This is a genomic window from Streptomyces sp. CA189 (assembly GCF_056428985.1).
The window spans coordinates 24,914-49,963 of the sequence record NZ_JBWJVM010000029.1 but is presented as its reverse complement, the minus strand read 5'-3'; the positions used below and the strand labels follow the sequence as shown (position 1 = coordinate 49,963).

Here is a 25,050-nt window from a genome sequence, read left to right as displayed (position 1 = left end):
CCGGGCGGCCGGCCGCTACTTGTCGCCGACCCGCGAGCCGAGCGTGATGTCCACCGTGGTCGGCTTGCCGCCGCGCAGGTAGGTCAGCTTCACCGTGTCACCCGGCTTGTACGTCCAGATCTCGCTGATCAGGGTCGGGCCGCTGTCGATCGGCTTGCCGCCGAGCTCGGTGATGATGTCGCCGGGCTTCAGCCCCGCCTTGCCCGCCGGCCCGTTCGGGTCGACCAGCTCGCTGGCCGCGGCGCCCGTCTCGGAGATCTTCGCGCCATCGGTCTTGGCCGCGAGGTCCACGGAGACCGAGATCACCGGGTAGACCGGCTTGCCCGTCTTGATCAGCGATTCGGCGACGTTCTTCGCCTGGTTGACCGGGATGGCGAATCCGAGGCCGATGGAGCCGGCCTGGCCGCCGCCGAAGCCGCCGTTGCCGGCCGACTGGATCGCGGAGTTGATGCCGATGACCGCGCCGCGGCCGTCGAGCAGCGGACCGCCGGAGTTGCCCGGGTTGATCGAGGCGTCCGTCTGGAGGGCGCTCATGTACGAGTTCTTGCCGCTGGAGCCGTCACCCGAGGCGACCGGGCGGTTCTTGGCACTGACGATGCCGGTGGTGACCGTGTTGGACAGGCCGAAGGGGGCGCCGATCGCGATGGTCGAGTCGCCGACGGCGACCTTGTCCGAGTCGCCGAGGGGCAGCGGCTTGAGCCCGGACGGCGGGTTCTTCAGCTTGAGGACGGCGACGTCGTACCCCTGGGCCCGGCCGACCACCTCGGCCTCGTACTTCTTGCCGTCGGAGAAGGTCGCGCTGACCTTGCCGCCGTTGGCCGCGGAGGCGACCACGTGGTTGTTCGTGAGGATGTGGCCCTGCTGGTCGTAGACGAACCCGGTGCCGGTGCCGCCCTCGCCGCTGCCGGCCGAGGCCTCGATCGTGACGACGCTGGGAAGCGCTCCTGCGGCCAGGCCCGCGACCGTGCCCGGATCCCGCTTGAGGTCCTTGGGCGTGTTGCCGGCGCTGACCGTGGTCGAGCCGAAGCCGTCGGCGCTCCGGTCAGCGGCCCAGTAGCCGACGCCGCCGCCGACGGCGCCCGCGAGGAGCGCCGCCGTGAGCACGCCCGCGATCAGGCCGCCCTTGCCCTTCCGCTTGGGCTGCGGTGCGCCGTCGGCGGCCAGGGGCACGCCCCAGCCGCCACCGCCCTGGCCGTCACCGGCCCCGTACGCGGGGGCCGCGGGCGGCGGGGGAGGCCAGCCCTCTGCGCCCATCGCCTGCGGCGCGGGGGCGGGGGCGTACGCCGGGGTGTCGGCGTACGCCGGGGTGACCGGCGGGACCGGGGTGTCGGCGTACGCGGGAGCCGGGGCCGGGGCCGGGGCCGGGGCCGGAGGCTGGACGGCCGCCGCGGGCTGCGCCGCCGGGCTCTGCGCCGCCGGGGTCTGCGGGAGTTGCTGGGTCGGTTCGGTGCCGGGCGCGAGCGTCGGCGGCAACTGCTGCGTCACCGGCTCCACGGGCGCCGGCGCGGCGTGCGCGGCCGGCGCGGCGTCGACGGGCGCGGCCACCGGGGGTGCGGGCGGAGCCGCGGGGGGCGTCGGGGCCGCGGTGCCCTCGTTCTCGGTGCTCACAGCGCTCTCTCCTCGTCACACACGGCTTCAGAAATACGGGCGATATCGGTCCGACAGAACGTTCGACGTGCCGTACAAGTTCCTGGGCAAAGCCTTTCCCATGGCCCGTCAGAGCACTGTAAGCCGGACCTGTGAGTCTCCCCCCATCCTTTATCTCCGGCATTTCGGACGCATCCCCAGAAGCGCCCGCCGGGCCCTCCCCGACACCCGGCCCCCTCTCGGTGGCACCATGAGCCGGTGACCCACGCAACGCCGCGCCCCATCCAGGTCGTCGCCCACCGCGGCGCCTCGGAGGATGCCCCCGAACACACGCTGGCCGCCTACCGCAAGGCCATCGAGGACGGGGCCGACGCCCTCGAATGCGATGTCCGGCTCACGGCCGACGGCCACCTGGTCCTGGTCCACGACCGGCGGGTGAACCGCACCTCCAACGGCCGCGGCGCCGTCTCCGCCCTGGAACTGGCCGATCTCGCCGCCCTCGACTTCGGCTCGTGGAAGGACCGGGAGGAGTCCCCCGACTGGGACGCGGACCCCGAGCGGACCTCCGTGCTCACCCTGGAGCGGCTGCTGGAGCTGGTCGCGGACGCCGGACGGCCGGTACAGCTGGCGATCGAGACGAAGCACCCGACCCGATGGGCCGGACAGGTGGAGGAGCGCCTGCTCTTCCTCCTCAAGCGCTTCGCACTGGACGCCCCGCCCGTCGAGGGGCCGCACCCGATCCGGGTGATGAGCTTCTCCGCGCGCTCCCTGCACCGGATGCGGGCGGCCGCGCCGACGGTCCCGACCGTCTACCTGATGCAGTTCATCTCGCCCCGGATGCGGGACGGGCGGCTGCCGGCCGGGGTGCGGATCGCCGGGCCGGGGATGCGCATCGTGCGCAGCCATCCGGGCTTCATCCGCAAACTTCAGGCCGCGGGGAACTCCGTTCACGTGTGGACAGTGAACGATCCGGAAGATGTTCAGCTCTGCGCTGATCTAGGTGTGGAAGCGATCATCACGAACAGGCCGCGACAAGTTTTGTCACAGCTAGGGCGCTGACGTCCCGCTTTGCGCACCTGTCCCACGCGACCCACCCGTTACGGGGTGTGCACCGGCGCATCCACTCCGCGTTCGATCGCCGCGAATGCGTCAGAGGGCGCCGGTCCGGCGGTTTCCGGTCCAGGCCATTGGGGCATCCAGACCATGCGTGGGGCTAAGGAGGTTCCGGGGGTGGCGTTGATGGTGGCACAAGAAGTGCCCACGTCGTCGTGCATGGACGTGTCCCATGGTCCTGCGGGCGTGGGCGAGGCGAGGCACCGGATGCGCGAGCAGTTGCGCATCAGCGGAGTGTCCGAATCGATCGTGGATGACGCCGTACTGATCCTTTCCGAACTGCTCAGCAACGCCTGCCGGCACGGCAGACCACTGGGCGCGCGGGAGATCGGCGACGGCGGGATACATGCGTCGTGGCGCGTCGACAAGGCGGGGCGGCTGACGGTCGAGGTCACGGACGGCGGCGGGCCCACCCGCCCCATCCCGGCCAAGCCCTCGGTCACCGCACGGGGCGGGCGGGGGCTGAACATCATCAGCGCCCTGGCCCAGGACTGGGGTGTCCGGGACGGAGCGGCGGGTGAGGTCACCGTCTGGGCGATCGTTGCCTGTGGGCCCCGGCACGAGGATTTCGCTACGCGCGTTGCACCCCCGGCGATCGATTTCAGTACGGCCTTCGACGATCTGGATCCCTGATCCGACCGGTCCTCGACCGCGGGTGGACGGATGGCGGCCGTCCGGGAGCGCACGCCGACCGTGCTCCCGGCCGCACCCCACCGGTTGTGGCGGTACGAACGGCTAGGCTCGCGCCCAGACCTACGCCGTACCGCCGCAACCGGGAGACACCCACGATGGCCAAGAAGCGCCCCGCCGCGAAGTCCGCAAAGCCGCAGCTCAACAACGGGGAGATCCCGGTGGTGGGCGCTCGCGAGCCCTGCCCCTGCGGATCCGGGCGCCGCTACAAGGCCTGCCACGGCGCGGCCGCCGCGCACGCCGTCACCGAGCACGTGGCCCGGCCTTTCGAGGGCCTGCCCGGCGAGTGCGACTGGGTCGCGCTGCGCGAGCTCGTCCCCGCCGCCACCGTGCCGCTCACCCTCAAGGGCGGACTGCCCGAGGACGTCCCCTCCGTCACTCTGGTGACCGTACTCCCGCTGGCCTCGCCGGCCCTGCGCCGCGAGGACGGCTCCGTCCTGCTCGGCCTGCAGAACGACTCGACCAGCGGCGACCTCGCCCGGGACATGGCCGACACCCTGGAGCGCGCGCTCGTGGCCGAGCCCGGCACCGTCGTCGCGGCCCGCCGGGTTCCGGCCGAGGGTCCGCGACTTCAGGATCTCCTGTCCGTGGACGGCGGTTTCGAGCCGGTTGTCCACAGCGGGTTCGAATTCTGGATTCCGGAAGCGGAGAGCGCCCAGAACGCCTCCCCGGAGGTCGCCGCCTCCCTGGAGCGCGCCAACGCCGCCGCCATCCCGACCGTCAAGCTGACCGGCGTGGACGCCGCCTACTGGTGCGAGACCCCGGACAAGAACCACCTGCGCTGGGTCATGCCGCACCCCGAGGAGAAGCTGCTCGACGCGCTCGCGCGGCTGTCCGCGGCGGGCACGTCCTCGCTCGGCGAGGGCACCAAGCTGGTCGGCTCCTTCCGCGCCCACGGCCTGATGGTCCCCGTCTGGGACCTGCCGACCGGGGTCTCCGCCGAGGACGTGGAGAAGCCCGCGGCCGAGCTCGCCGAGCGGCTCGCCGCGGCCCTCGCGACGGACGCTCCGCTGACCACGGAGGAGCGCCGCGCCCGCGGCGGCCTCACCAACCGCCAGGTCACGCTCAGCTGAACGGATGGCCGGGCCCGTTCGCGGGCCGGCCACGAGGGGCCGCGGGAAGGGCCTCGAGAAGGGCCTCGGGAGGGTCACCGGTGACCGGTCACCGGTGACCGGTATCACAACTCCCGCTAATCGCCTGCAAATCGGTGTCCGAATATCAGAGATCGAATTTGCGAACAGGCGATCTCTTGTTACCGTTCTTGTAGCCCGGTCGCTGGTGCATCCCCCGTCGCCAGCGACCGGGCCCTTGATTTTCCGGTGACGCTCAACCGTCGCCCGGTACCGGTGAGTTGCTCCCGGACCGCAGGAGCAAGGCTCCTTCATCATCCGGAACTGCGAATTCCGCTACGGCCGAGTAATCCTCCGGGGCGCCGGCCGACTCCTCCCTCGGCGTTTCGCACAGCCCCGGTTCGTCGCCCGCGCCGACCGCACAGCGGATCTGCACCGTGCGCCCCGCCGGACCCATCACCGTGAGCACCGCGTCGAGCGCGCGGCCGCTGGTGTTCCGGTAGTAGCTGCGCCCCCACGTCCGCCCCTCGCCCGACAGGACGCACGTCTGCGCCTCCACCCCCTGTGGGGAGGACAGTTCGGGTCCGCAGCGGGCGTCCGTGCGCGGCTGCTCGGCCGGGCCCGGGCGGGCCGGCGCCGCGGCGGGGGCCGGCGTACGGGACCGGCCGGGGGCGGAACTCGCTCCCGAACCGCCCGAATCGGCCGATCCCTCGGACTTCTCGACGGCCTCGGAGTCCGATGACCCCGGGCCGCCCTTGGGCGGATGGCCGAGGCCGAAGGTGGAGAGCAGCCCGCCGCCCTTTCCATCGCTCTGACCGGCGAAATCCGGCCCGGCGATCGCCCCCGCCAGCGGGAGCGACAAGATGATCAACACACCGGCGCCGATACCGATCAGGCGGAGATTCATTCGCCGAAGATAGCGATGCGGGAATGGGGCACGGAGATCCCCGCGCCCAATTCCCTTGGAAACTCGTCTCGCTGGCACCCGTACGAGTGATCCTCCAGTACACGGACGTCAGCACACGGACATCAGTACGCGAGCCGGCTCCCGCCGCCCGACGCACCGCTGCTCGCCTCCACCAGCGCGTCCACGACCGCCTCCACCTCCGGCAGCCAGACCTCCCCGGCCACCGCCGGCTCGCGCTCCCACCGCACCTGGCCGCCGCCGACCGCGGTGGAGGGCGGCAGCAGCAAGTAGCCGCCGTCGCCGTGGAAACGCAGCGAGGCGGGCACGTAGTCCTTGGCGTAGAGGATCTCGCCGAGCCGCTCCAGCGAGTACGGCGCCACGAGCAGCGACCACCGCGTGGGCGTGGCCACGATCGGCCCGAGCCGCATCCCCTCGGTGTCCAGGCGTACGACGGCACGCGCGGCCGCCGCGGCGGGCAGGCTCACCGCGCAGGGCGCGCCCCCGCCGGTGGCCAGCAGGATCGGGGCGCCCGCCCGGTTGGCCCACCACCAGGACACCATCCGGGGGTCGGTGGTGGCCGCGAGCAGCCCGGGGTCGAAGGGGTGCGCGCCGGGGACGACGCAGTCGGGGTCGGGGCAGGCGCACCGGGAGCTGTCGGCGCCGGAGCGCCCGACGCCCGGCAGCACGGGCCAGTGCCAGGTGGTGGCGCAGGTCAGCGCCGCGTCGAGGAGAGCCGGCGCATCACCCTGCGGCGGGGCGGGGCGCAGGGATTGCAAGCGATTACGGAGCCGCTGGAGACGCCTTCCGAGGATCTCGCGCATGAGCGCTCGTTCCTTTCCGTTGAACGTCGAGGGCCACATCACACCATGTAAGCGGTGTTTCACCACACGTACACGTTTCGCGTCACTGTCCGCCTGAAGCAGGTTCACACGGTTCGTGCAGTTTTCTTACGGGTCCATGAAACGTCCGTCGGGGGCGGTACGCGACCCGGGACCACGCGGGGGACGGCTGTCGTCGATGGGGACGACGGGCCGTGCCCGGCGGTTCCCGGCGGGCACCGCACTGCGCCAACTCTCCCCGGGTGCAACGGATTACGTACCCGGACCGGCCGACTGACTCGCCCAGTCGACCGCAAAAACCGTCCGCTTCCCGCTTTTTCCGGCCAAGTTCTAGCCCTGACCGGACAGTGAGTTGCCGTCCCACGGACACCAGGATTCCCACCTGGGCAATGCTGGACATCGCTCCTCGTGTGCGTGTAGATGTGGATTCATTGATAGCGGCGCAGCATGATCTGGGGGTTTGCGATGCTATATGGCGAATCGCACCAGCTGGAAAGGCGGACGCCATGAGCGCCCCGCATCTGCCGAAAGTGGCTGGAATCGATCCAGCCGCCACAGCGTCCCCGCACACTGTGGCGCCCACACCGGTGCCCACGGCCGTGTCCACCTCGACGGCCCCGCGAACGGCCCACGCCCCGGCGCAGGGCCCTGCCGCGAGCTCGGTCATTCAGGACCGCCTCGCGGGCATGGTCTCCGACCTCACCACCCTCCACGAGCTCACCGAGCGGCTCGCCCGCGCCGGTAACCTCACCACCTCCCTCCAGGAGTTCCTGCGGGCGGGCGCGGCCCTCGTCGGCGCCCGTCGCGGCCTGATCGTCCTGGAGCCCTCCGACGGGCTCGGCCCCACCACCACGATCGGCCTCGGGCTCGGCCACGCCGACCTCGGCCACATCGAGACGGTGCCGCGCAGCGCCACCTCGTACGGCCGCATCCTCGACGGCCTCCCCGACGCCCACGGCGGCTCGGAGGTCCTGCCGGAGCCCGGCACCACCCCCGGCACCGGTGCCGGCGGGTACGCCACCCCCGTCGACCCCCGCCACCGCGAGGTCGCCGCCCGCCTCGGCTACGCGGCCAGCTACGCGCTGCCGCTGACCGCCGAAGCCACCGGCCGGCTCGGCGCGGCCGTCTGGCTCTACGACGAACAGGCCGAGCCCAGCGACCGCCAGCGCGACCTGGTCGGGCTGTACGTCCGGCACGCCGCCGAGCACCTGGCCCGGATGCTGGAGGTGGAGCGCGCCCGCTCCAGCCTGGCCACCGTCGCCGAGGAACTGCTGCCCAGCCGGCTCCCCCGGATCTCCGGGGTCCAGCTCGCCGCCCGGCACCACACCGGACCGCACGGCGGAGGCGACTGGTACGACGCGCTGCCGCTGCCGGAGGGAGCCCTCGGGCTGGCCGTCGGCTCCGTCACCGGCTCGGGCCCGAGCGCCGTCGCCGCGATGGGGCGGCTGCGCGCCTCGCTGCGGGCGTACGCCGTCATGGAGGGCGAGGACCCCGTCGCCGTCCTCTCCGACCTGGAGCTGCTGCTGCGCCTGACCGAGCCCGCGCGCTCGGCGACCGCGCTCTTCGCCTACTGCGAACCCGCCGGGGGCCAGGCGGGCGGCCCGACGGGCGGCCGGGGGCGGAAGATCATCCTGGCCGGGGCCGGGCACACCCCGCCGCTGCTGATCGGCGAACGGCGCACCGAGTACGTGGAGACCACCCTCTCCGCGCCGCTCGGAATGCTGTCCTGCTGGGAGGCTCCGAGCGTGGAGATCGAGCCCGCGCCCGGAGAAACGGTGCTGCTGTACACGGACGGGCTGCTCCGGCGCACCGGGGACCCGATGGACCGGGCGTACGCGCGGCTGCACGCCGCCGCCGCGGGGATCCCCCGTAGCGCCCGCGAGGACCCGGCCGCCATCTGCGACCACATCCTGCGGACGGTGCTGCCGGACGGCGACGGGGACGGCCCGGCCGCCCCGGCGGACGCCTCCGAGGACATCGTGCTGCTCGCGGCGCGGTTCGAGTGACGAGGAGACGAGGAGATGAGGGGCGGGGCGTGTGACGGTGTGGCCGGGTTTAGCGGATTTGTCACACGACCCGTCGGGGGGCGTCCGCTCACACATACGATGGATGAGGTCCATACCCGGTCCGTGTCCGTCGTACTGAGGAGAAGACGTGGCTGACGAGCTCACCCCGGAGACCCCGGAAGAAGAGCAGCCCAAGAAGAAGCACAAGCAGCGCAAGAACGGGCTGTACCCGGGTGTCAGCGAGGAGCTCGCCGCGAGCATGCGCACGGGCTGGGCGGACACCGAGCTGCGTGGGCTGGAGCCGATCGCTCAGGCCGCGCACACCGCCGCCCGCCGCTCCGCGCTCTCCCGGCGCTTCCCCGGCGAGCGCCTCGTCATCCCCGCCGGGCGGCTGAAGACGCGCTCGAACGACACCGAGTACCCCTTCCGCGCCTCGACCGAGTACGCGTACCTCACCGGTGACCAGACCGAGAACGGCGTCCTGGTCCTGGAGCCCGCGGGGGAGACCGGCCACCACGCCGCCGTCTACCTGCTGCCCCGCTCCGACCGCGAGAACGGCGAGTTCTGGCTCTCCGGCAGCGGCGAGCTGTGGGTCGGCCGCCGCCACTCCCTCACGGAGGCCGAGCAGCTCCTGGGCATCCCGGCCAAGGACGTGCGCAAGCTTCCCGAGGAGCTGGCCGAGGCGGAGGGCCCGGTCCGTTCCGTGCGCGGTCACGACGCCGTCATCGAGACGGCCCTGACCGACAAGGTCACCAAGGAGCGCGACGAGGAGCTGCGCGTCTACCTCTCCGAGGCCCGCGCCGTGAAGGACGCGTTCGAGATCGGCGAGCTGCAGAAGGCCGTCGACTCCACCGTCCGCGGCTTCGAGGACGTCGTGAAGGTGCTCGACAAGGCCGAGGCCACCTCCGAGCGCTACATCGAGGGCACCTTCTTCCTGCGCGCCCGCGTCGAGGGCAACGACGTCGGCTACGGCTCCATCTGCGCCGCCGGCCCGCACGCCTGCACCCTGCACTGGGTCCGCAACGACGGCGACGTCCGCTCCGGCGACCTGCTGCTGCTCGATGCCGGCGTGGAGACCCACTCCCTCTACACCGCCGACGTCACGCGGACGCTGCCGATCAGCGGCACGTACACCGACATCCAGCGCAAGATCTACGACGCGGTGTACGAGTCCCAGGAAGCCGGTATCGCCGCCGTCAAGCCGGGCGCGAAGTTCCGCGACTTCCACGACGCCTCGCAGCACGTGCTCGCCGAGAAGCTCGTCGAGTGGGGCCTGCTGGAGGGACCGGTCGAGCGCGTCCTGGAGCTCGGCCTGCAGCGCCGCTGGACCCTGCACGGCACCGGTCACATGCTCGGCATGGACGTCCACGACTGCGCCGCCGCGCGCACCGAGGCGTACGTCGACGGCACGCTGGAGCCGGGGATGTGCCTGACCGTCGAGCCCGGCCTGTACTTCCAGGCCGACGACCTGACGGTGCCGCAGGAGTACCGCGGCATCGGTGTCCGGATCGAGGACGACATCCTCGTCACCGAGGACGGCAACCGGAACCTGTCGGACGGACTGCCCCGCACCTCGGACGAGGTCGAGGCCTGGATGGCGCGACTCAAGGGCTGACGCCACCGCTCGTACGCGCCGATGGGCGGGACCCTCCACGGGTTCCGCCCATCGGCGCGTCTACGACACCTTCAGCAGTGAGTCGTCCCGCCACTTCAGCATCTTGTCGAAGCTGACCACGGCGCCCCGGCCCGGCCGGTTGCGGAAACGGACGTGGTCGGCGAGTTCCTCGATCAGGTGCAGGCCCCGGCCGTGCTCGGCCATGGACGGTCTGCGGCGGGCCACCGTCGCGGGCGGGAACCCCGGGCCCGAGTCGCTCACCTCGATGCGGCAGCGGTCCCCGTCCAGATAGGCCGTGACGTGGTACGCCCCGGTCCCGTCCGGGGATCCGCCGCCCGAGGACGCGTCGTCCAGGTACCCGGAGCGCGGGACGGCTGCGCGGCCGCCGTGCTCCACCGCGTTCGCGCACGCCTCGCTCAGCGCCACCGACAGGTCGAAGGAGATGTCCGGGTCGACCCCCGCGGTCTCCATCGTCCCCAACAGCAGTCGCCTCGCGAGGGGCACACTCGCTGCTTCGCGCCTCAAGTGGAGAGACCACCAGATGCTCATACGGTTACCTATTGCCGCCCGGGGCCGGGGCTAAGCCCCCGAGGGCCGACAGAGCCCTCATTCAGCCGATGCGGCGCTCCCGGGCGGCGGTGTATGCGGCGGTGGACGCCGGGGCCGACCTGGCGAAGTGCGCGGGAACGTAAACGATCTGTCGCACCTGCCGTATGAGGGCCCCAAGCCCAGTGCGATGATGGCCCGGCCATGACTGCCCCCCACGCGACACAGGCCGGACCCGGCCTCAGGCTGATCCGGGCCGCGGTGTTCACCGCGGTCTGTGTCGTGCTGTCCGCGGCCGGGCACGCACTGGCCTCCTGCGCGACGGTGCCCTGGTGGTCCCTCTGCGCCGGCTTCCTCGCCGTCTTCGCGGTGGCGGCCCCGCTCGCGGGACGCCGCCGCTCGCTGCCCGGCCTCGCCGCCGCGCTGGCGGGCGGACAGCTCGCGCTGCACGCGGTGTTCGGCCTCGGCCAGCACAACGCCTCCGCGGCCGACGGCACCTCTTCGGAGTCCTCGCTCGCGGCGCTGGCCGCCCAACTGGTGTGCGGGGGCAACTCCGTCCCGATCCACCCGTCGGACGCCCGGCGGATCCTGGAGAGCGCCGGGCTGGACCCGGACGCCGTGGCCGCGCAGTCCGAGGCGCAGGGGCACATGGCCCACACCCACCTGGGGCAGGGCCTCGTAGAGCCGGCCAGCGGACTCGTCGGGCTGCTCAGCCCGGCCATGCTGATCGGGCACCTGCTGGCCGCGCTCGCCGCGGGCTGGCTGCTCGGGCGCGGCGACGCCGCGCTGTTCCGCCTCCTCGAACTGTCCCGCCTCTCGGCCGAAGCCGGACCGGTGCGCCCGCTGCGTGCCGCCCTGGCCTACGTACGAGCCCTCAGCGCGGGCCTTCCGGGCCGGCCTGCCCGTACCCCGCGGGCAGCGGCCACCGCGACCGGCCCCGCGCTCTCCACGGGCCGGAACGCCCTCCAGCACACGGTGATCAGGCGCGGGCCGCCCCCGGCATGCGCCCTCGCAGCCTGAAGCGGCACCCCTCCTCCCCGGGACTCACGACCGGAGCACCGGTGCCGCGAACTCCGTGCGCGCCGCGCGCGGAGCCACCGTCACCACAGCTTCCGTGGAGTGTTTCTGCCATGAAGACCTCTCGCGTCTCCTTCGCCGCCACCCTCGCCGCCGGTTCCGTCCTCCTCCTCTCCGGCACCGCCTTCGCCCACGTCGGCGTGCAGCCCGTCGGGGAGGCCGCCAAGGGCGGCTACGCGACGCTCAATTTCAAGGTCCCCAACGAGCGCGACAACGCCGCGACCACGCAGCTCGAGGTCAACTTCCCGGTCGACCAGCCGCTCACGTCGGTCATGCCGCAGGACATCCCCGGCTGGACGTCCAGCGTCGAGAAGACCAAGCTCGACAAGCCGCTCACCGTGCACGGCAAGCAGGTCAACGAGGTCGTCACCAAGGTGACCTGGTCCGGCGGCAAGATCGAGGCCGGCAAGTTCCAGCAGTTCCCGGTCTCCGTCGGCAAGCTGCCCGACAACGCCGACCAGATGGTCTTCAAGGCGATCCAGACCTACGACAACGGCGAGATCGTCCGCTGGATCGAGGAGCCCAAGGAGGGCGCCGCCGAACCGCAGACCCCGGCGCCCGTTCTGAAGCTGACCGCCGCCGGCGCCGACCACCACGACGCTGCCAAGAAGCCGGCGGACGAGGCGAAGAACTCCGACTCCGACGCCGACCACAAGGACGGCCACGACGAGGCGGCCGCCAAGAGCGGCTCCGACACCACCGCGCGGGCCCTCGGCATCGCCGGCATCGTCATCGGACTCGGCGGCGTGGCCTTCGGCGTCGCCTCGCGCCGCCGCACCTCCTGACCTCCTGACCTCCTGACCTCCTGATCCTCCTGACCTGTTGATCCCGCGCAGCCGGCCGGTCTACCGGGCCGGCCGGGCTCGCGGATCCACCCGTAGCACCCCCGAATCTCAGGGACTTTCCCCATGCACACCACACGTGTGACGCTCGCCGCCCTCGTGGCCGCGGCCGCCCTCACCCTCACCGCCTGCGGTGGTGAACCGGCCAAGAACGGCCAGGTCACCCAGATCAGCGAGAGCCAGGCGAAAGCCGGCTCGGCCACGGTGCTCGACCGCCCCTTCGACAAGCCGGACGTCGTCCTCACGGACACCACCGGCAAGCCGTGGAACCTGCGCGAGCAGACCAAGGGCAAGCCGACGCTCATCTACTTCGGCTACACCCACTGCCCCGACGTGTGCCCCCTGACGATGAGCAACATCGCCGTCGCCAAGAAGGAACTTCCCCAGGCCGACCAGGACAAGCTCCAGGTCGTCTTCATCACCACCGACCCGGAACGGGACACTCCCGAGTCCCTCGGCCCGTGGCTGAAGGGACTGGACCCGGCGTTCACCGGGCTGACCGGTGACTTCGCCACCATCCAGGCCGCCGCACGCACGCTCGGCATCGGTATCGAGGCCGCCACCAAGGACGCCGCCGGCAACGTCGTCTCCATGCATGGCGCCCAGGTCATCGCCTTCTCGCCCAAGACCGACGAGGGATACCTCCTCTACGGCGAGAGCACCACCGTCGATGACTACACCAAGGACCTGCCGAAGATCGTCAAGGGAGAGAACCCGTGAACGCCCGCACCACCCGCACCCTCGCCGCCGCCCTCTCCCTGACGGCCGCGCTCGCCATATCCGGCTGCTCCTCGGATTCCGAGTCCGCTTCCGGTGACGCGCCGAAGCTGACGGTCAGCGGCGGTTACATGCCGGAGCCCGTGAACGACAAGATGGCCGGCGCGTTCATGGTCATCAAGAACGACTCCAAGACGGCCGACAAGCTGACCGGTGCCACGAGCACGCTCTCCGACGATCTGCAGATCCACGAGACCAAGGATCAGAAGATGCAGCAGGTGCAGTCCATGGACGTGCCCGCGAAGGGCGAGCTGAAGCTGGAGCGCGGCGGCAACCACGTCATGTTCATGGGGCTCAAGAACACCCCCAAGGTCGGCGACAAGGTCACCATCGAACTGCGCTTCGAAAAGTCCGGCCCGGTCAAGGTCGAGCTGGACGTCAAGGAGCGGACGTACAAGGCTCCGACATCCACCCATGGCACCGCCCACTGACGGACCGAGGAACTGACACGCCATGACGGCCACCGCCCCGACCCCATCCCCGGCCCGCGTCCGCGCCACGGCGCTCCTGCCGCGGCTCACGCTGGTCCTCGCCGCTCTGCTGGCAGCCTTCTTCGCCGCTGCCGCGCCGGCCTCGGCGCACGCCGCGCTGACCGCGAGCGACCCCACGGACGGGGCGGTGGTCGCCACGGCGCCCGCCCAGATCACCCTCTCCTTCTCGGAGGGGGTCGCCATGAACGGCGACTCCATCCGCGTCCTGGATCCCCAGGGCAAGCGCGTCGACACCGGTGAACTGCGCGACCTCTGCAGCGGGAGCATCATCCGCTACGGCACCGCCCTGCGCCCTGGGCTGCCCGACGGCACCTACACCGTCGCCTGGCAGGCCGTATCCGCGGACAGCCACCCCATCTCCGGCGCCTTCACCTTCTCCATCGGAGCCCCCTCCGAGACCGCCGTCTCACTGCCCTCGCGGACGGCCGGCGACGGGCCCGTCGCCATCGCCTACGGCATCGCGCGCTACGTGGCCTACGCCGGGTTCGCCGTGCTCGTCGGCGCCGCCGCCTTCATCCTCCTGTGCTGGCGCCGGGGCGCCGCGCAGCGGCCGATGCAGAAGCTGGTCGTACGGGCCTGGGTCGCGCTCACCGTGGCCACCCTCGTGATGCTGCTCCTCCGCAACCCGTACACCGGCTCGGGGAACTTCGCCGACGCCTTCGACCTCGCCGGTCTGAAGACCGTCCTGGAGACCAAGTCCGGGGCCTCGCTCGTCTCGCGGCTGCTCCTCCTCGGCGCGGCCGCACTGTTCATCACCGTTCTGTTCGGCTCCTATGCCCGGCGCCACACGTCGGACGGCTCGGATGCCCCCGACGGCTCGAAGGCCCCGGACGGCTCGGACGCGTCCGAGACCTCCGAAGAGAACGCCAAGGCGGAGAGCGACCTCGTCTTCGGGCTCGGTATCGGCGGGACCGTCGTCGCCGGCGGCATCGCCGCTACCTGGGCGCTGTCCGAGCACGCCTCCACCGGTATCCAGCCCGCCCTCGCCATGCCCGTCGACATCCTGCACCTGCTGGCCGTCGCCACGTGGCTCGGCGGGCTCACCGCACTGCTCGTCGCGCTCCACAAGGTCCCCGGGATCGAGCGCACCGCCATCCAGCGCTTCTCCACGGTCGCCTTCACCAGCGTGCTCGTCCTGGCCTGCACCGGCCTCTACCAGGCCTGGCGCCAGGTCGGCAGTTGGTCCGCGCTGACCGGGACCGATTACGGTCGGCTGCTGCTCGTCAAGATCGGCCTCGTCTCCGTCATCGTCGCCATCGCCTACACCTCCCGGCGGTGGACCTCGCGACTGGCCGGGGGCCAGGTCGGGCATCAGAGCGAAGCCGAGGGCAAGACCGAAGGGGAGGGGGAGCGCGCCTCCGATGTTTCACGTGAAACATCGCCCGTGACCGTCTCCCCGGCTGCCACCCCCGTCGCCGACGCCGGCGCCGCCCCCTACACCAGCGCCGCCTCCGACCCCCAGCGCGCGGCGCAGCTCGCCCGCCAGAGTGCCGCCCGGCGCACCGCGCGGGAGAAGCAGGTGCGCGACGCCGACCCGGACCGGGCCGGCCTCCGCCGGTCCGTCCTCGCCGAGGCGGGGGTCGCCGTGGTCCTGCTGGCCGTCACCACCATCCTCACCAGCACCGAGCCCGGCCGCGCCGCGGAGATGGAGACCGGCCGCGGCTCCACCGCCACCGCCGTTCCCGACCGCGCGGTCAAGGTCACGCTGCCCTTCGACACCGGCGGCCAGAACGGCAAGGGCTCGGTCCGACTCCAGCTCGACCCCGGACGCGTCGGCGCGAACGTGCTCCACGTGTGGGCGGAGACCCCCGACGGCAAGCCGCTCGACCTGCCCGAACTCAAGGTGTCGTTCACCTTGGAGGCCAAGGAGATCGGCCCGCTGCCGGTCCTCCCCGAGCGCCCCTCGCCCGGGCACTGGACCGCATCGGGCGTCCAACTGCCGCTGCCCGGCGACTGGCGGATCGACGTGACCATCCGCACCTCCGACATCGACCAGACGACCGTCCAGAAGAACGTGAAGATCGGCTGACCAGCGTGACCCAGAACAGCGAACCCACCGAGAGCTCCGCGAGCACCACCGAACCCCCCGGCATCGAGATCTCCCGGCGCCGCCTGCTGGGCACGGTCGGCGCCGCGGGCGCCGCCGGGCTCGCGCTCGGCGCCGCCGGCGGGGCCCTCGTCCAGTCCGAGGTGTCCGGGTCCGGTAAGGCTGGCTCCGGCGGGGCTCCCGGCAGCCTCGGTGCCACCAGGGTCGCCTTCCACGGGGATCACCAGGCCGGCATCACCACGCCCCTCCAGGCCAAGGGGCACGTCCTCGCCTTCGACCTGGCGCCCGGTGCCGGGCGTACCGAGGCCGCCGCCCTGATGCGGCGCTGGTCGGATACCGCGCTGCGGCTGACGGCGGGCGAACCCGCGCCGGTCGCCGACACCGGCATCGCCCTCGGCTCCGGTCCCTCCTCCCTCACCGTGACCTTCGGCTTCGGCCACTCCTTCTTCGAGCGCACCGGCCTCACCGCGCGCCGCCCCGCCGCCCTCGACCCGCTGCCGGACTTCTCCGCCGACCGGCTCGACGCCCAGCGCAGCAACGGCGACCTGTGGGTCCAGATCGGTTCCGACGACGCGCTGGTCGCGTTCCACGCGCTGCGCGCGCTGCAGAACGACGCCGGAGAAGCGGCCCGGCCGCGCTGGCAGATGAACGGCTTCAACCGCTCGCCCGGTGCCACCGCCTCCCCGATGACCGCCCGCAACCTCATGGGCCAGGTCGACGGCACCAACAATCCGAAGCCCGCCGAAGCCGACTTCGACCAGCGGATCTTCGTCCAGGGCACGGTGCCGCCCGAGCACGCCTGGATGGTCGGGGGCTCGTACGCCGTCGTACGCCGCATCCGCATGCTCCTCGACCACTGGGACCAGCAGCCGCTCGCCCGGCAAGAGCAGGTCATCGGCCGTACGAAGGCCACCGGCGCACCGCTGACCGGCGGCGGCGAGACCACCGCCATGGCCCTCGACAAGACCGGTGGCGACGGGAAGCCGGTCATCCCCTCCAACGCGCACGCCCGGATCTCCGCACCCGCGCAGAACGGCGGGGCGGCCATGCTCCGGCGTCCCTTCTCCTTCCACGACGGGATCGCCGCCGACGGAACACCGGACGCGGGGCTCCTCTTCATCTGCTGGCAGGCCGACCCGTCCCGTGGTTTCGTCCCCGTCCAGCGCAAGCTCGACCGTGGCGACGCCCTGTCGGAATTCATCCGGCACGAGTCGAGCGGCCTGTACGCGGTGCCGCCCGGCGCGCGCGCCGGGGAGTACGTGGGTCAGCGGCTGCTCGAAGGGTGAACAGGCCAGGTGGCGTCCGGGCCCCGGCATTAGGCTGATCGCATGTCGGCCACCCGCTTCACCTATCTCGGTCCCGAAGGCACGTTCACCGAAGCCGCCCTTCGCACCCTCCCCGAAGCCGCGACCCGGGAGCTGGTCCCGATGGTTTCGGTCCCGGCCGCCCTGGACGCCGTGCGCAACGGCGAGGCCGCGGCGGCCCTGGTCCCGATCGAGAACTCGGTGGAGGGCGGGGTCACCTCGACCCTGGACGAGCTGGCTTCCGGCGTACCGCTGATGATCTACCGTGAGGTGCTCCTCCCCATCGCGTTCGCGCTGCTGGTGCGCCCCGGGACCAAGCTGTCGGACGTCAAGACCGTCACCGGGCACCCGGTCGCCCAGCCTCAGGTGCGCAACTGGCTGCGGTCGAACCTGCCCGACGCCCTGTGGGAGTCGGCGGCGTCCAATGCCGACGGTGCCCGGCTGGTCCAGGAGGGCCGCTTCGACGCCGCCTTCGCGGGCGAGTTCGCGGCCGCCACCTACGGGCTGGTCCCGCTGGTCACCGAAATCCACGACGCGCAGAACGCGGAGACCCGCTTCGTCCTCGTCGGGCGTCCGGCCCGGCCGGCCGCACCGACCGGTGCCGACAAGACCTCCGTCGTGCTGTGGATGGGCGACGACCGCCCCGGTGCGCTGCTGGAGCTGCTCCAGGAGTTCGCCGTCCGCGGGGTGAACCTGATGCTGATCCAGTCCCGGCCGACGGGCGCGGGGATCGGCAACTACTGCTTCGCCGTCGACGCCGAGGGGCACATCTCCGACCGCCGGGTCGGCGAGGCGCTCATGGGTCTCAAGCGCACCTGCCCCCAGGTCCGGTTCCTCGGCTCCTACCCGCGGGCCGGCGTCGCTCAGGGTGACGTCCAGGCCGCCCGGGCGGGCACCTCCGACGGCGACTTCACCGCGGCCTCCGACTGGCTGACGCGTTGCCTCGACGGGCGTCCCTAACTCTCCGTCCACTGTCCACAGAGTTATCCACAGGCATGGCGGCAGACCTGGGGACAAGTCGACAGAGCGGCACGACAAGGTCGACAAATCGGTCGGGTGGCGCAGGTTTCGCGCTGACGAGCGGGAGGTGAACGGCGTCACCCCTGTATCACCGATCAACTCTTTGGGGCGAGTCATTCCCACCCGAATGAGTGTGTGAGGGTGGTTTGAACCCTCATTGGGCCCGCTCGCTCCACAGTCGAGATTGATCTATTCCTGTGTCCACAGATCCGGCGCACAGCCTGTGGATAAGCCGGTCGCCTGGGGAATTCCTGTGGACAAGGAAGACCTTCCCGTCCTGCTCAGGGGGTGCCCGGCCATCGCCGTTGTGCCCCTTTTCAGGGAATGGGGGCGGTTTTATCGTCCCGCGCGGAAGGGTCGGTTCCTGCCTCCTGCCGAAAGCTTTCCATTCGCGGCAATTAGGACAAAGCGACACGCAGCGTGATATCGGTGCGATCCTCGGAAGCCCGGCCCGGTAGCCTGGAGGGGTGATTGACCTCCGGCTGCTCCGTGAAGACCCTGACCGTGTCCGCGCCTCGCAGCGCGCCCGTGGAGAGGACGTCGCCCTCGTCGACGCACTGCTCTCCGCCGACGAGCGCCGCAGGTCCTCCGGCATGCGATTCGACGAACTCCGCAACAAGCAGAGGTCGCTCGGCAAGCTCATCCCCAAGGCCTCTCCGGAGGAGCGGGCAGAGCTGCTGAAGGAGGCCGACCAGCTCAAGCAGGACGTCAAGGCGGCCGAGGCCGAGCAGAACGAGGCGGACGAAGCCGCCAAGCAGCTGCTCCTGCGCCTCGGCAACATCGTCCACACGGACGTGCCCGTCGGCGGCGAGGAGGACTTCGTCGTCCTCGAGACGCACGGCACCATCCGGGACTTCGGAGCCGAGGGCTTCGAGCCCAAGGACCACCTGGAGCTCGGCGAGTCCCTGGGCGCCATCGACGTCGAGCGCGGCGCCAAGGTGTCCGGCTCGCGCTTCTACTACCTCACGGGCATCGGCGCCCTGCTGGAACTCGCGCTCGTCAACGCGGCCATCGCCCAGGCCACCGAGGCCGGCTTCACCCCGATGCTCACCCCGGCTCTGGTCCGCCCGCGCGCCATGGAGGGCACCGGCTTCCTCGGCCAGGCCGCGGAGAACGTGTACCACCTGGAGAACGACGACCTCTACCTGGTCGGCACCTCCGAGGTCCCGCTCGCCGCGTACCACATGGACGAGATCATCGACGCGGACAAGCTGCCGCTGCGTTACGCCGGCTTCTCCCCGTGCTTCCGCCGCGAGGCCGGCACGTACGGCAAGGACACCCGCGGAATCTTCCGCGTCCACCAGTTCGACAAGGTCGAGATGTTCTCGTACGTCGCGCCGGAGGAGGCCGAGGCGGAGCACCAGCGACTCCTGGACTGGGAGAAGCAGTGGCTGACCAGCCTGGAGCTGCCCTTCCAGGTGATCGACGTCGCCACCGGCGACCTGGGCTCCTCCGCCTCCCGCAAGTTCGACTGCGAGGCGTGGATCCCCACCCAGGGCAAGTACCGCGAGCTGACCTCCGCCTCGAACTGTGACGGCTTCCAGGCCCGCCGCCTGTCGATCCGCTACCGCGACGGCAAGAAGACCGCTCCGCTGTCCACCCTGAACGGAACGCTGTGCGCCGTCCCGCGCACGATCGTCGCGATCCTGGAGAACCACCAGCAGGCCGACGGCACGGTCCGGGTTCCCCCGGTGCTCCGGCCCTACCTGGGCGGCCGGGAAATCCTGGAGCCGATCACCAAGTGAGCCCGGCCCCGTTCCCGTACAAGCTCGTCGCGACCGATCTCGACGGGACGCTGCTGCGCGGCGACGACACCGTCTCGGAGCGCACCCGTGAGGCGCTCCTCGCGTCCACCGCGGCGGGCGCAGCACACATCATCGTCACCGGCCGCGCCGTGCCGTGGACCCGCCACGTCCTCGACGACCTCGGCTACAAGGGCATCGCGGTCTGTGGACAGGGCGCGCAGGTCTACGACGCGGGCGCGCACCGGCTGCTGACCTCGGTGACGCTCGACCGGAAGCTGGCCGCGCTGGCTCTGGAGAAGATCGAGGCCGAGGTGGGTCCGCTGGCGCTCGCCGCCAGCCGGGACGGAGTCGAGGGCGAGGTGCTCTTCGGCCCCGGCTACCAGGTCCAGGAAGGCCTTCCGGCGCTCTACCTGGAGGACACCTCCGAGGTGTGGTCGGCTCCGCTGAACAAGCTGTACATCCAGCACCCCGAGCTGGACGAGGACGCCCTCGTCCAGGTGGCCCGGGAGACCGTGGGCAGCCTGGTCGGCATCGTCATGGCCGGTCCGGGTGTCGTGGAGATCCTGCCCCTGGGCCTGAGCAAGGCCACGGGCCTCTCGCTGGCCGCCCGCCGGCTGGGGGTGAAGGCGGCCGACACGATCGCCTTCGGCGACATGCCCAACGACATCCCGATGTTCGGCTGGGCCGCGCACGGAGTGGCGATGGCCAACGCGCACGCGGAGCTCAAGGCGGTGGCGGACGAGGTCACCACCTCCAACGAGGAGGACGGCATCGCCGTGGTCCTGGAGCGTCTGCTGGGCGCCGCGTAACCGGGCGGAAGACGAACGGAAGGTCCGGAACGGCCCGCGCCGCGAGGCGCGCTCGAAGTGGCTGTTCCGGACCTTCTTGTTTCTCCCCGCACGGCTCACTCTGCCCCCGCCGCACGCCTCGTACCAGTCAATTTCCGTGCGTCAGCCGTGCGTCCGGCTCGGTTTCGGGTGCCGGGTCAGCGGCCAGGCGAGGAGGCCGACGGCGAGCGCGATGGCGTGGCCGAAGTCGGTGAAGGTGCCGTCGGTGACGAGCGGGAGTCCGAAGAAGGCCAGGGATCCGGCGAGGTAGAGCCAGCGCCAGGGGCCCGGCAGGCGGTACGTCAGCACCCCTACGGCGGTCGCGAGTCCGTAGCTGACGCCGATGTCGACGACGTGGACCATGCTGCGCGGGGCGCGGTTGTCCTGGATGGCCATCAGGACCAGCTTCTGGAATCAGCGTGGCCGTGATGTGTCCGGTCGCGATGATGAAGAGCCAGCGCAGGGTGCCGAGCCAGCGCTCGACGTTGGCCTGGAAGATCTCGAAGAGGACGAAGTAGAGCGGCAGCGCGGCCGGATCCTCGATCCAGAACGCGCTGCTGAGCAGCGCCCGTATCGGGTGCCGGGCGAGCTCGTGGATATTGCTGCTGTTGCGGTGGAGCAGGACGTGTTCGAGATGGTCGGGCACGATCACGACCACGATGCTGGTGACCACGATGATCAGCAGCCATATGTGGGTGCCGGGCGCGGAGCGTATCCAGGACCGCACAGGCCTGGACGGCTCGGGCTCGGTGTACTCGATCATGCACCGATGATCCCGCGCAAAGCTGTGCCCCGCCTGGCCGGTGGGCCGGGCGGGGCACTGTTTCACGTGAAACATCCGGTGTGGACGTCCTACTCCTCGCCCGCCAGGGTCAGGCGGCGGAGCTTCTGTCCGGCGTAGAAGGTGGCGCCGACGGTGACCGCGACGAGCAGGATCACCGCGGTGGGCAGCCCGACGGTGGCGTCCACGTACCCCTCGCCCGCGACCTTCTGGGCGAGGGCCAGCGACCACTGCTGGACGCTGAGGGTCTTGGCCCCGTCGACGAGGCTGCCGAAGAGCGACTCCCAGATCAGGGCGTAGACCAGGCCGAAGACGACCGCGTGCCGGCTGACGGTGCCCAGCAACAGGAACAGCGCGCTGTAGGCGACCGAGGCCACGAGGGCGGCGACGGTGTAGGCCACGGCGATCTGCTGGCCGTTGCCGTTGAGGATGAAGCCGGCGATCAGGGTGGGGATCGCGGAGAAGACCATGGTGACGGCGATCGCGACGGTCAGCTTCGTCAGGATGATCGTCGGGCGCTTCACCGGCTTCGAGAGCAGGTAGACGATCGAGCCGTCGTCGATCTCCGGGCCGATGGCTCCGGTGCCGGCGATGACACCGATCAGCGGGACCATCGTGGCCAGGGCGAATCCGCCGAGGAGGTCTGCGGCGACCTTGTCGTCGAGGCCCGTGAAGGCGCGTACGGCGATGGAGATGGCGATCAGCAGGACGGGCAGCGCACAGAGGATCAGTGCGCGACGGCGGCCGAGCAGGGCCCGGTAGGTGAGCCGGGCAACGGTGGGGTTGTACATGGGTGCCAGCTCCTTCAGGCCGCGACGAGGTAGGAGAAGACCGACTCGAGGGACTCGTCGGAAGGCGAGACCGTCAGCAGCCGGATGCCGTGCTCGCGGGCGACCCGCGGCAGCAGCTCGGTGAAGCGCCCGAAGTCGACGGCCTGGATGCGCAGGGCGCCTTCCTTGAGGTCCACCTCGATCCCGGCGGTGGACGGGTCGGCGATCAGGGCCGCGGCGAGGGCCCGGTCGTCGGAGGAGCGGACGAGGTAGCGGTGCGGGCGGTCCGTCATCAGGCGGCGGATCTTGCGGAAGTCACCGGAGGCCGCGTGCCGGCCGGCGACGACCACCTCGATGTGGGAGGCGAGCTGTTCGACCTCCTCAAGGATGTGCGAGGAGAAGAGAACGGTGCGGCCGTCGTCGCCCATGCGCCGCAGGAGCTCCATGAGCTGCATGCGCTGGCGCGGGTCCATGCCGTTGAACGGCTCGTCGAGCAGGAGCACGGACGGGTCGTGGACCAGGGCGGAGGCCATCTTCACGCGCTGGCGCATGCCCTTGGAGTACGTGGAGATCTTGCGGTCCTGGGCGTACTCCATCTCGACCGTGGCCAGGGACCGCTGGGCGGCCGCCTCGTCGAGACCGTGCAGTTCGGCGTTGGCGACGACGAACTCCTTGCCGGTGAGGAAGTCGTACATGGCCTCGCGCTCGGGCACGACGCCGATCTGCTTGTAGACCTGCTCGTTCCGCCAGATCGGGGTGCCGTCGAGGGTGACGGTGCCCGTGGAGGGTGCGAGGAAGCCGCCCATCATGTTGATGAGGGTGGACTTGCCGGCGCCGTTGGGGCCGAGCAGGCCGGTGACTCCGGGACCGATGCGCATGGTCACGTCGTTGACGGCGACGACGTTCCCGAACCAGCGGGAGGTGTGGTCGATGTCGATGATGCTCACAGCCCGGCCTTCCGGTAGCGGGCCATCAGCGCGGCGTAGGAGCCGGCGATGAGGCCGAGGATGACGAGCAGGTAGACGAATCCGACGGCGCCCGAGGGGCCCGTGCTGTCGGGGAAGCCGGAGTCGGCGCCGAGGAAGGCGGTCTGCAGGCCGTCGATGAGGCTCATCGGGGAGAACAGGCCGAGCCACTCGATGCCCCCGGTCGAGCCCGTCTCGTGGGCGATGGCCTGCACGACGGACACGGCGCCGTAGGGGATCAGGAGCACGGCGATGATGGCGGCGACGCCGAAGCCGCGGCGCGGGGTGAGCGCGGCCATGACCAGGCCGAGGCCGGAGAAGAGCAGCGACAGCAGCAGTACCGACACCAGTGCCTGCCCGAATCCCTTGGTCTGGTCGGCGAAGTCGAACTTCGCCAGCAGCGCGCCGATCCACATGATCAGCAGCGGGGTGGCGGTGAGGATGAACAGGGCCGACGCCATCGCCGCGAACTTGGCCACGACGTAGTCGACGCGCTCGATCGGCCGCGAGAAGTAGAGCGGCACCGTCTTGAAGCGCAGGTCCCGCGAGACGGACTGCGGGGCCTGGGAGGCCAGGTAGAGGTAGACGATGACCTGGGTGGTCATGGCGTACGTCGTGTACTTGATCGGCAGCGCGGTGGAGCCGGGCACGGTGATGGCGACCGCGACGAGGATCAGCGCGGGGACGCACATCACCGCGAAGAGCAGCATCGGCAGCACCTTGGACTTGGCCGAGCGGCCGAGTCCGTAGGCGCCGCGCAGGGACTGTGCGAACAGCGACTTGCGGGCGTAGGAGCGGCCGAGCCGGGGGCCGTCGTAGGACCGGTAGCCGATGTTGTGGATCTGGGTCGAGGTGTCAGGCGCCATCGGAACCGGCTCCCTTCTGCTGGGTGGCGGCCCAGGCGGTGGCCTGGGCGGACTGGGCTGCGAACTGCTCGGCCCGGGCGGCCGCCGCGTCGCTGTCGCGGAAGACCTCCGCGATGTGGTGGCGGCGCTGTTCCATGCGGACCAGCCCGATGCCGAGATCGGCCACCGTGTCGCGGACGGTGTCGTACGTGGCCTCGCCGGTGGCCTCGACGAGGAGGATGTGGCCGGCTCCGGGCAGGCCCGCCTCCTCGCCCGCGTGCAGCGTCACTCCCACCTCGGTGAGCGCCTTGCGCAGGGCGGCGGTGCCGTCCGGGTGGGCGTCGGAGTCGGTGACCTCGACCGCGAGGGTCGTGGTGGTCTGGGTGAAGTCGCTGGTGGAGCTGGAGCGCAGCAGCTTGCCGCCGTCGACGACCACGACGTGGTCGCAGGTCCGCTCCAGCTCGCCGAGCAGGTGGGAGGTGACCAGGACCGAGATGCCGAAGTCGGTGTAGACGCGGCGGATCAGGCCCAGCATCTCGTCACGGCCGACCGGGTCGAGGCCGTTGGTGGGCTCGTCGAGGAGCACCAGCTGCGGGTCGTGGACCAGCGCCTGGGCGAGCTTGACGCGCTGCTTCATGCCGGTGGAGTACCCGCCGATGGGGCGGTAGCGCTCCTCGTACAGCCCCACGTGGCGCAGGGTGTCCGCGGTGCGTTCACGGGCGGCGGTCGGCGGGAGCCCGGACATGCGCGCCATGTGCACGACGAACTCGGTGGCCGAGACGTCGGGGGGCAGGCAGTCGTGTTCGGGCATGTAGCCGACGCGCTCGCGGATCGCGCTGCCATGGGTGGCTACGTCGAGTCCGAGCACGGCGGCGGTGCCCTCGGTGGCGGGGGAGAGTCCCAGCAGAATCTTGATCAGCGTGGACTTGCCGGCTCCGTTGGCGCCCACGAGCCCGGTAACTCCGGGCCCGATGTCCAAGGAGAGCCGGTCGAGGGCGGTCACTCGGGGGTACCGCTTGCTCAGGCTTTCGGTCGCGATGACAGTCACGTGAACGACGTTAGTGGCGTACGGAGCCCGGATCGTCAGACTTGGAGCTCGATCCTTTCTCCGCCTTCAGGACTACGGACCCTGACATAAGGCTGACGTAGGGCTGATGCGTACCGGACAAGTTTGTCCACAGGTCCG

Annotated in this window: 22 protein-coding genes and 2 pseudogenes; 14 read left to right on the top strand and 10 right to left on the bottom strand. The window is 71.2% G+C overall.

Annotated elements, in window-relative coordinates; genetic code table 11:
• Window positions 1-15 precede the first annotated feature (15 nt).
• On the bottom strand, window positions 16-1,608 hold the full coding sequence (locus AC061S_RS21940) for a S1C family serine protease (RefSeq protein ID WP_478687651.1): 1,593 nt from the start codon (window positions 1,606-1,608) through the stop codon (window positions 16-18).
• A 237-nt stretch (window positions 1,609-1,845) separates the two neighbouring features.
• Between AC061S_RS21940 and AC061S_RS21935 the strand changes: the two genes are divergently transcribed.
• The 3 genes and pseudogenes from AC061S_RS21935 (at window position 1,846) to AC061S_RS21925 (ending at window position 4,463) form a co-directional block, all read left to right on the top strand.
• Window positions 1,846-2,646 carry a glycerophosphodiester phosphodiesterase gene (locus tag AC061S_RS21935; RefSeq protein ID WP_478687650.1) on the top strand — a complete coding sequence of 267 codons (801 nt, stop codon included), beginning with the start codon at window positions 1,846-1,848 and terminating at the stop codon, window positions 2,644-2,646.
• An 85-nt stretch (window positions 2,647-2,731) separates the two neighbouring features.
• Window positions 2,732-3,333 (top strand): annotated as a pseudogene (locus AC061S_RS21930) (ATP-binding protein).
• A 155-nt stretch (window positions 3,334-3,488) separates the two neighbouring features.
• Entirely contained in the window at window positions 3,489-4,463 is a 975-nt protein-coding gene (locus tag AC061S_RS21925) for a DUF5926 family protein (protein WP_478687649.1), read from the top strand.
• A gap of 253 nt (window positions 4,464-4,716) precedes the next feature.
• Here AC061S_RS21925 and AC061S_RS21920 read toward each other — a convergent pair whose 3' ends face one another.
• Together AC061S_RS21920 and AC061S_RS21915 are read right to left on the bottom strand one after the other, a co-directional pair.
• Entirely contained in the window at window positions 4,717-5,367 is a 651-nt protein-coding gene (locus AC061S_RS21920) for a hypothetical protein (protein ID WP_478687648.1), read from the bottom strand.
• Between the two features lie 122 nt (window positions 5,368-5,489).
• Window positions 5,490-6,188 (bottom strand): bifunctional DNA primase/polymerase, encoded by a 699-nt coding sequence (locus AC061S_RS21915; RefSeq protein ID WP_478687647.1) that lies wholly within the window; start codon window positions 6,186-6,188, stop codon window positions 5,490-5,492.
• Window positions 6,189-6,595: 407 nt separating this feature from the next.
• On the opposite strand from AC061S_RS21915, the gene AC061S_RS21910 reads away from it, so the two are divergent.
• Window positions 6,596-8,212, top strand: a complete 1,617-nt coding sequence (locus tag AC061S_RS21910; protein ID WP_478687646.1) for a PP2C family protein-serine/threonine phosphatase — start codon at window positions 6,596-6,598, stop codon at window positions 8,210-8,212.
• A 148-nt stretch (window positions 8,213-8,360) separates the two neighbouring features.
• Window positions 8,361-9,827: an aminopeptidase P family protein gene (locus AC061S_RS21905; protein WP_478687645.1), complete on the top strand. Its 1,467-nt coding sequence runs from the start codon at window positions 8,361-8,363 to the stop codon at window positions 9,825-9,827.
• Between the two features lie 60 nt (window positions 9,828-9,887).
• Here the strand turns inward: AC061S_RS21905 and AC061S_RS21900 are convergent, their stop codons facing one another.
• Window positions 9,888-10,376 (bottom strand): ATP-binding protein, encoded by a 489-nt coding sequence (locus AC061S_RS21900; protein WP_478687644.1) that lies wholly within the window; start codon window positions 10,374-10,376, stop codon window positions 9,888-9,890.
• Between the two features lie 201 nt (window positions 10,377-10,577).
• Between AC061S_RS21900 and AC061S_RS21895 the strand changes: the two genes are divergently transcribed.
• The 9 genes from AC061S_RS21895 (at window position 10,578) to AC061S_RS21855 (ending at window position 20,485) form a co-directional block, all read left to right on the top strand.
• Complete coding sequence (locus tag AC061S_RS21895; RefSeq protein ID WP_478687643.1) at window positions 10,578-11,393, top strand: hypothetical protein; 816 nt, start codon at window positions 10,578-10,580, stop codon at window positions 11,391-11,393.
• A gap of 110 nt (window positions 11,394-11,503) precedes the next feature.
• Window positions 11,504-12,235: a YcnI family copper-binding membrane protein gene (locus AC061S_RS21890; protein WP_478687642.1), complete on the top strand. Its 732-nt coding sequence runs from the start codon at window positions 11,504-11,506 to the stop codon at window positions 12,233-12,235.
• Window positions 12,236-12,358: 123 nt separating this feature from the next.
• Window positions 12,359-13,012 carry an SCO family protein gene (locus AC061S_RS21885; RefSeq protein ID WP_478687641.1) on the top strand — a complete coding sequence of 218 codons (654 nt, stop codon included), beginning with the start codon at window positions 12,359-12,361 and terminating at the stop codon, window positions 13,010-13,012.
• Window positions 13,009-13,500 (top strand): copper chaperone PCu(A)C, encoded by a 492-nt coding sequence (locus AC061S_RS21880; protein ID WP_478687640.1) that lies wholly within the window; start codon window positions 13,009-13,011, stop codon window positions 13,498-13,500. Before AC061S_RS21885 ends, AC061S_RS21880 begins: the two co-directional genes overlap by 4 nt.
• Window positions 13,501-13,522: 22 nt before the next feature.
• Window positions 13,523-15,589 (top strand): copper resistance CopC/CopD family protein, encoded by a 2,067-nt coding sequence (locus AC061S_RS21875; protein WP_478687639.1) that lies wholly within the window; start codon window positions 13,523-13,525, stop codon window positions 15,587-15,589.
• A gap of 5 nt (window positions 15,590-15,594) precedes the next feature.
• The gene (gene efeB, locus AC061S_RS21870) at window positions 15,595-16,893 is read left to right on the top strand and encodes an iron uptake transporter deferrochelatase/peroxidase subunit (protein ID WP_478687638.1); all 1,299 of its coding nucleotides are present in this window, start codon (window positions 15,595-15,597) and stop codon (window positions 16,891-16,893) included.
• Between the two features lie 42 nt (window positions 16,894-16,935).
• The gene (gene pheA, locus AC061S_RS21865; RefSeq protein WP_478687637.1) at window positions 16,936-17,871 is read left to right on the top strand and encodes a prephenate dehydratase; all 936 of its coding nucleotides are present in this window, start codon (window positions 16,936-16,938) and stop codon (window positions 17,869-17,871) included.
• 527 nt (window positions 17,872-18,398) lie between these two features.
• The gene (serS, locus tag AC061S_RS21860; protein ID WP_478687636.1) at window positions 18,399-19,676 is read left to right on the top strand and encodes a serine--tRNA ligase; all 1,278 of its coding nucleotides are present in this window, start codon (window positions 18,399-18,401) and stop codon (window positions 19,674-19,676) included.
• On the top strand, window positions 19,673-20,485 hold the full coding sequence (locus AC061S_RS21855) for an HAD family hydrolase (RefSeq protein WP_478687635.1): 813 nt from the start codon (window positions 19,673-19,675) through the stop codon (window positions 20,483-20,485). The genes serS and AC061S_RS21855 overlap by 4 nt, the downstream gene beginning before the upstream one ends.
• Window positions 20,486-20,626: 141 nt before the next feature.
• Here the strand turns inward: AC061S_RS21855 and AC061S_RS21850 are convergent, their stop codons facing one another.
• The 6 genes and pseudogenes from AC061S_RS21850 to AC061S_RS21825 form a co-directional block, all read right to left on the bottom strand.
• The gene (locus AC061S_RS21850) at window positions 20,627-20,899 is read right to left on the bottom strand and encodes a rhomboid-like protein (protein WP_478687634.1); all 273 of its coding nucleotides are present in this window, start codon (window positions 20,897-20,899) and stop codon (window positions 20,627-20,629) included.
• A 70-nt stretch (window positions 20,900-20,969) separates the two neighbouring features.
• Window positions 20,970-21,266: pseudogene (locus AC061S_RS21845) on the bottom strand (rhomboid-like protein); the annotation flags it as partial.
• An 89-nt stretch (window positions 21,267-21,355) separates the two neighbouring features.
• Window positions 21,356-22,075, bottom strand: coding sequence for an ABC transporter permease (locus AC061S_RS21840; RefSeq protein ID WP_250738572.1), 720 nt, complete (start codon window positions 22,073-22,075; stop codon window positions 21,356-21,358).
• A gap of 14 nt (window positions 22,076-22,089) precedes the next feature.
• On the bottom strand, window positions 22,090-23,001 hold the full coding sequence (locus AC061S_RS21835; RefSeq protein ID WP_478687633.1) for an ABC transporter ATP-binding protein: 912 nt from the start codon (window positions 22,999-23,001) through the stop codon (window positions 22,090-22,092).
• On the bottom strand, window positions 22,998-23,885 hold the full coding sequence (locus AC061S_RS21830) for an ABC transporter permease subunit (RefSeq protein ID WP_478687632.1): 888 nt from the start codon (window positions 23,883-23,885) through the stop codon (window positions 22,998-23,000). The genes AC061S_RS21835 and AC061S_RS21830 overlap by 4 nt, the downstream gene beginning before the upstream one ends.
• Window positions 23,875-24,912, bottom strand: a complete 1,038-nt coding sequence (locus tag AC061S_RS21825) for an ABC transporter ATP-binding protein (protein WP_478687631.1) — start codon at window positions 24,910-24,912, stop codon at window positions 23,875-23,877. Before AC061S_RS21825 ends, AC061S_RS21830 begins: the two co-directional genes overlap by 11 nt.
• Between the last annotated feature and the right edge of the window lie 138 nt (window positions 24,913-25,050).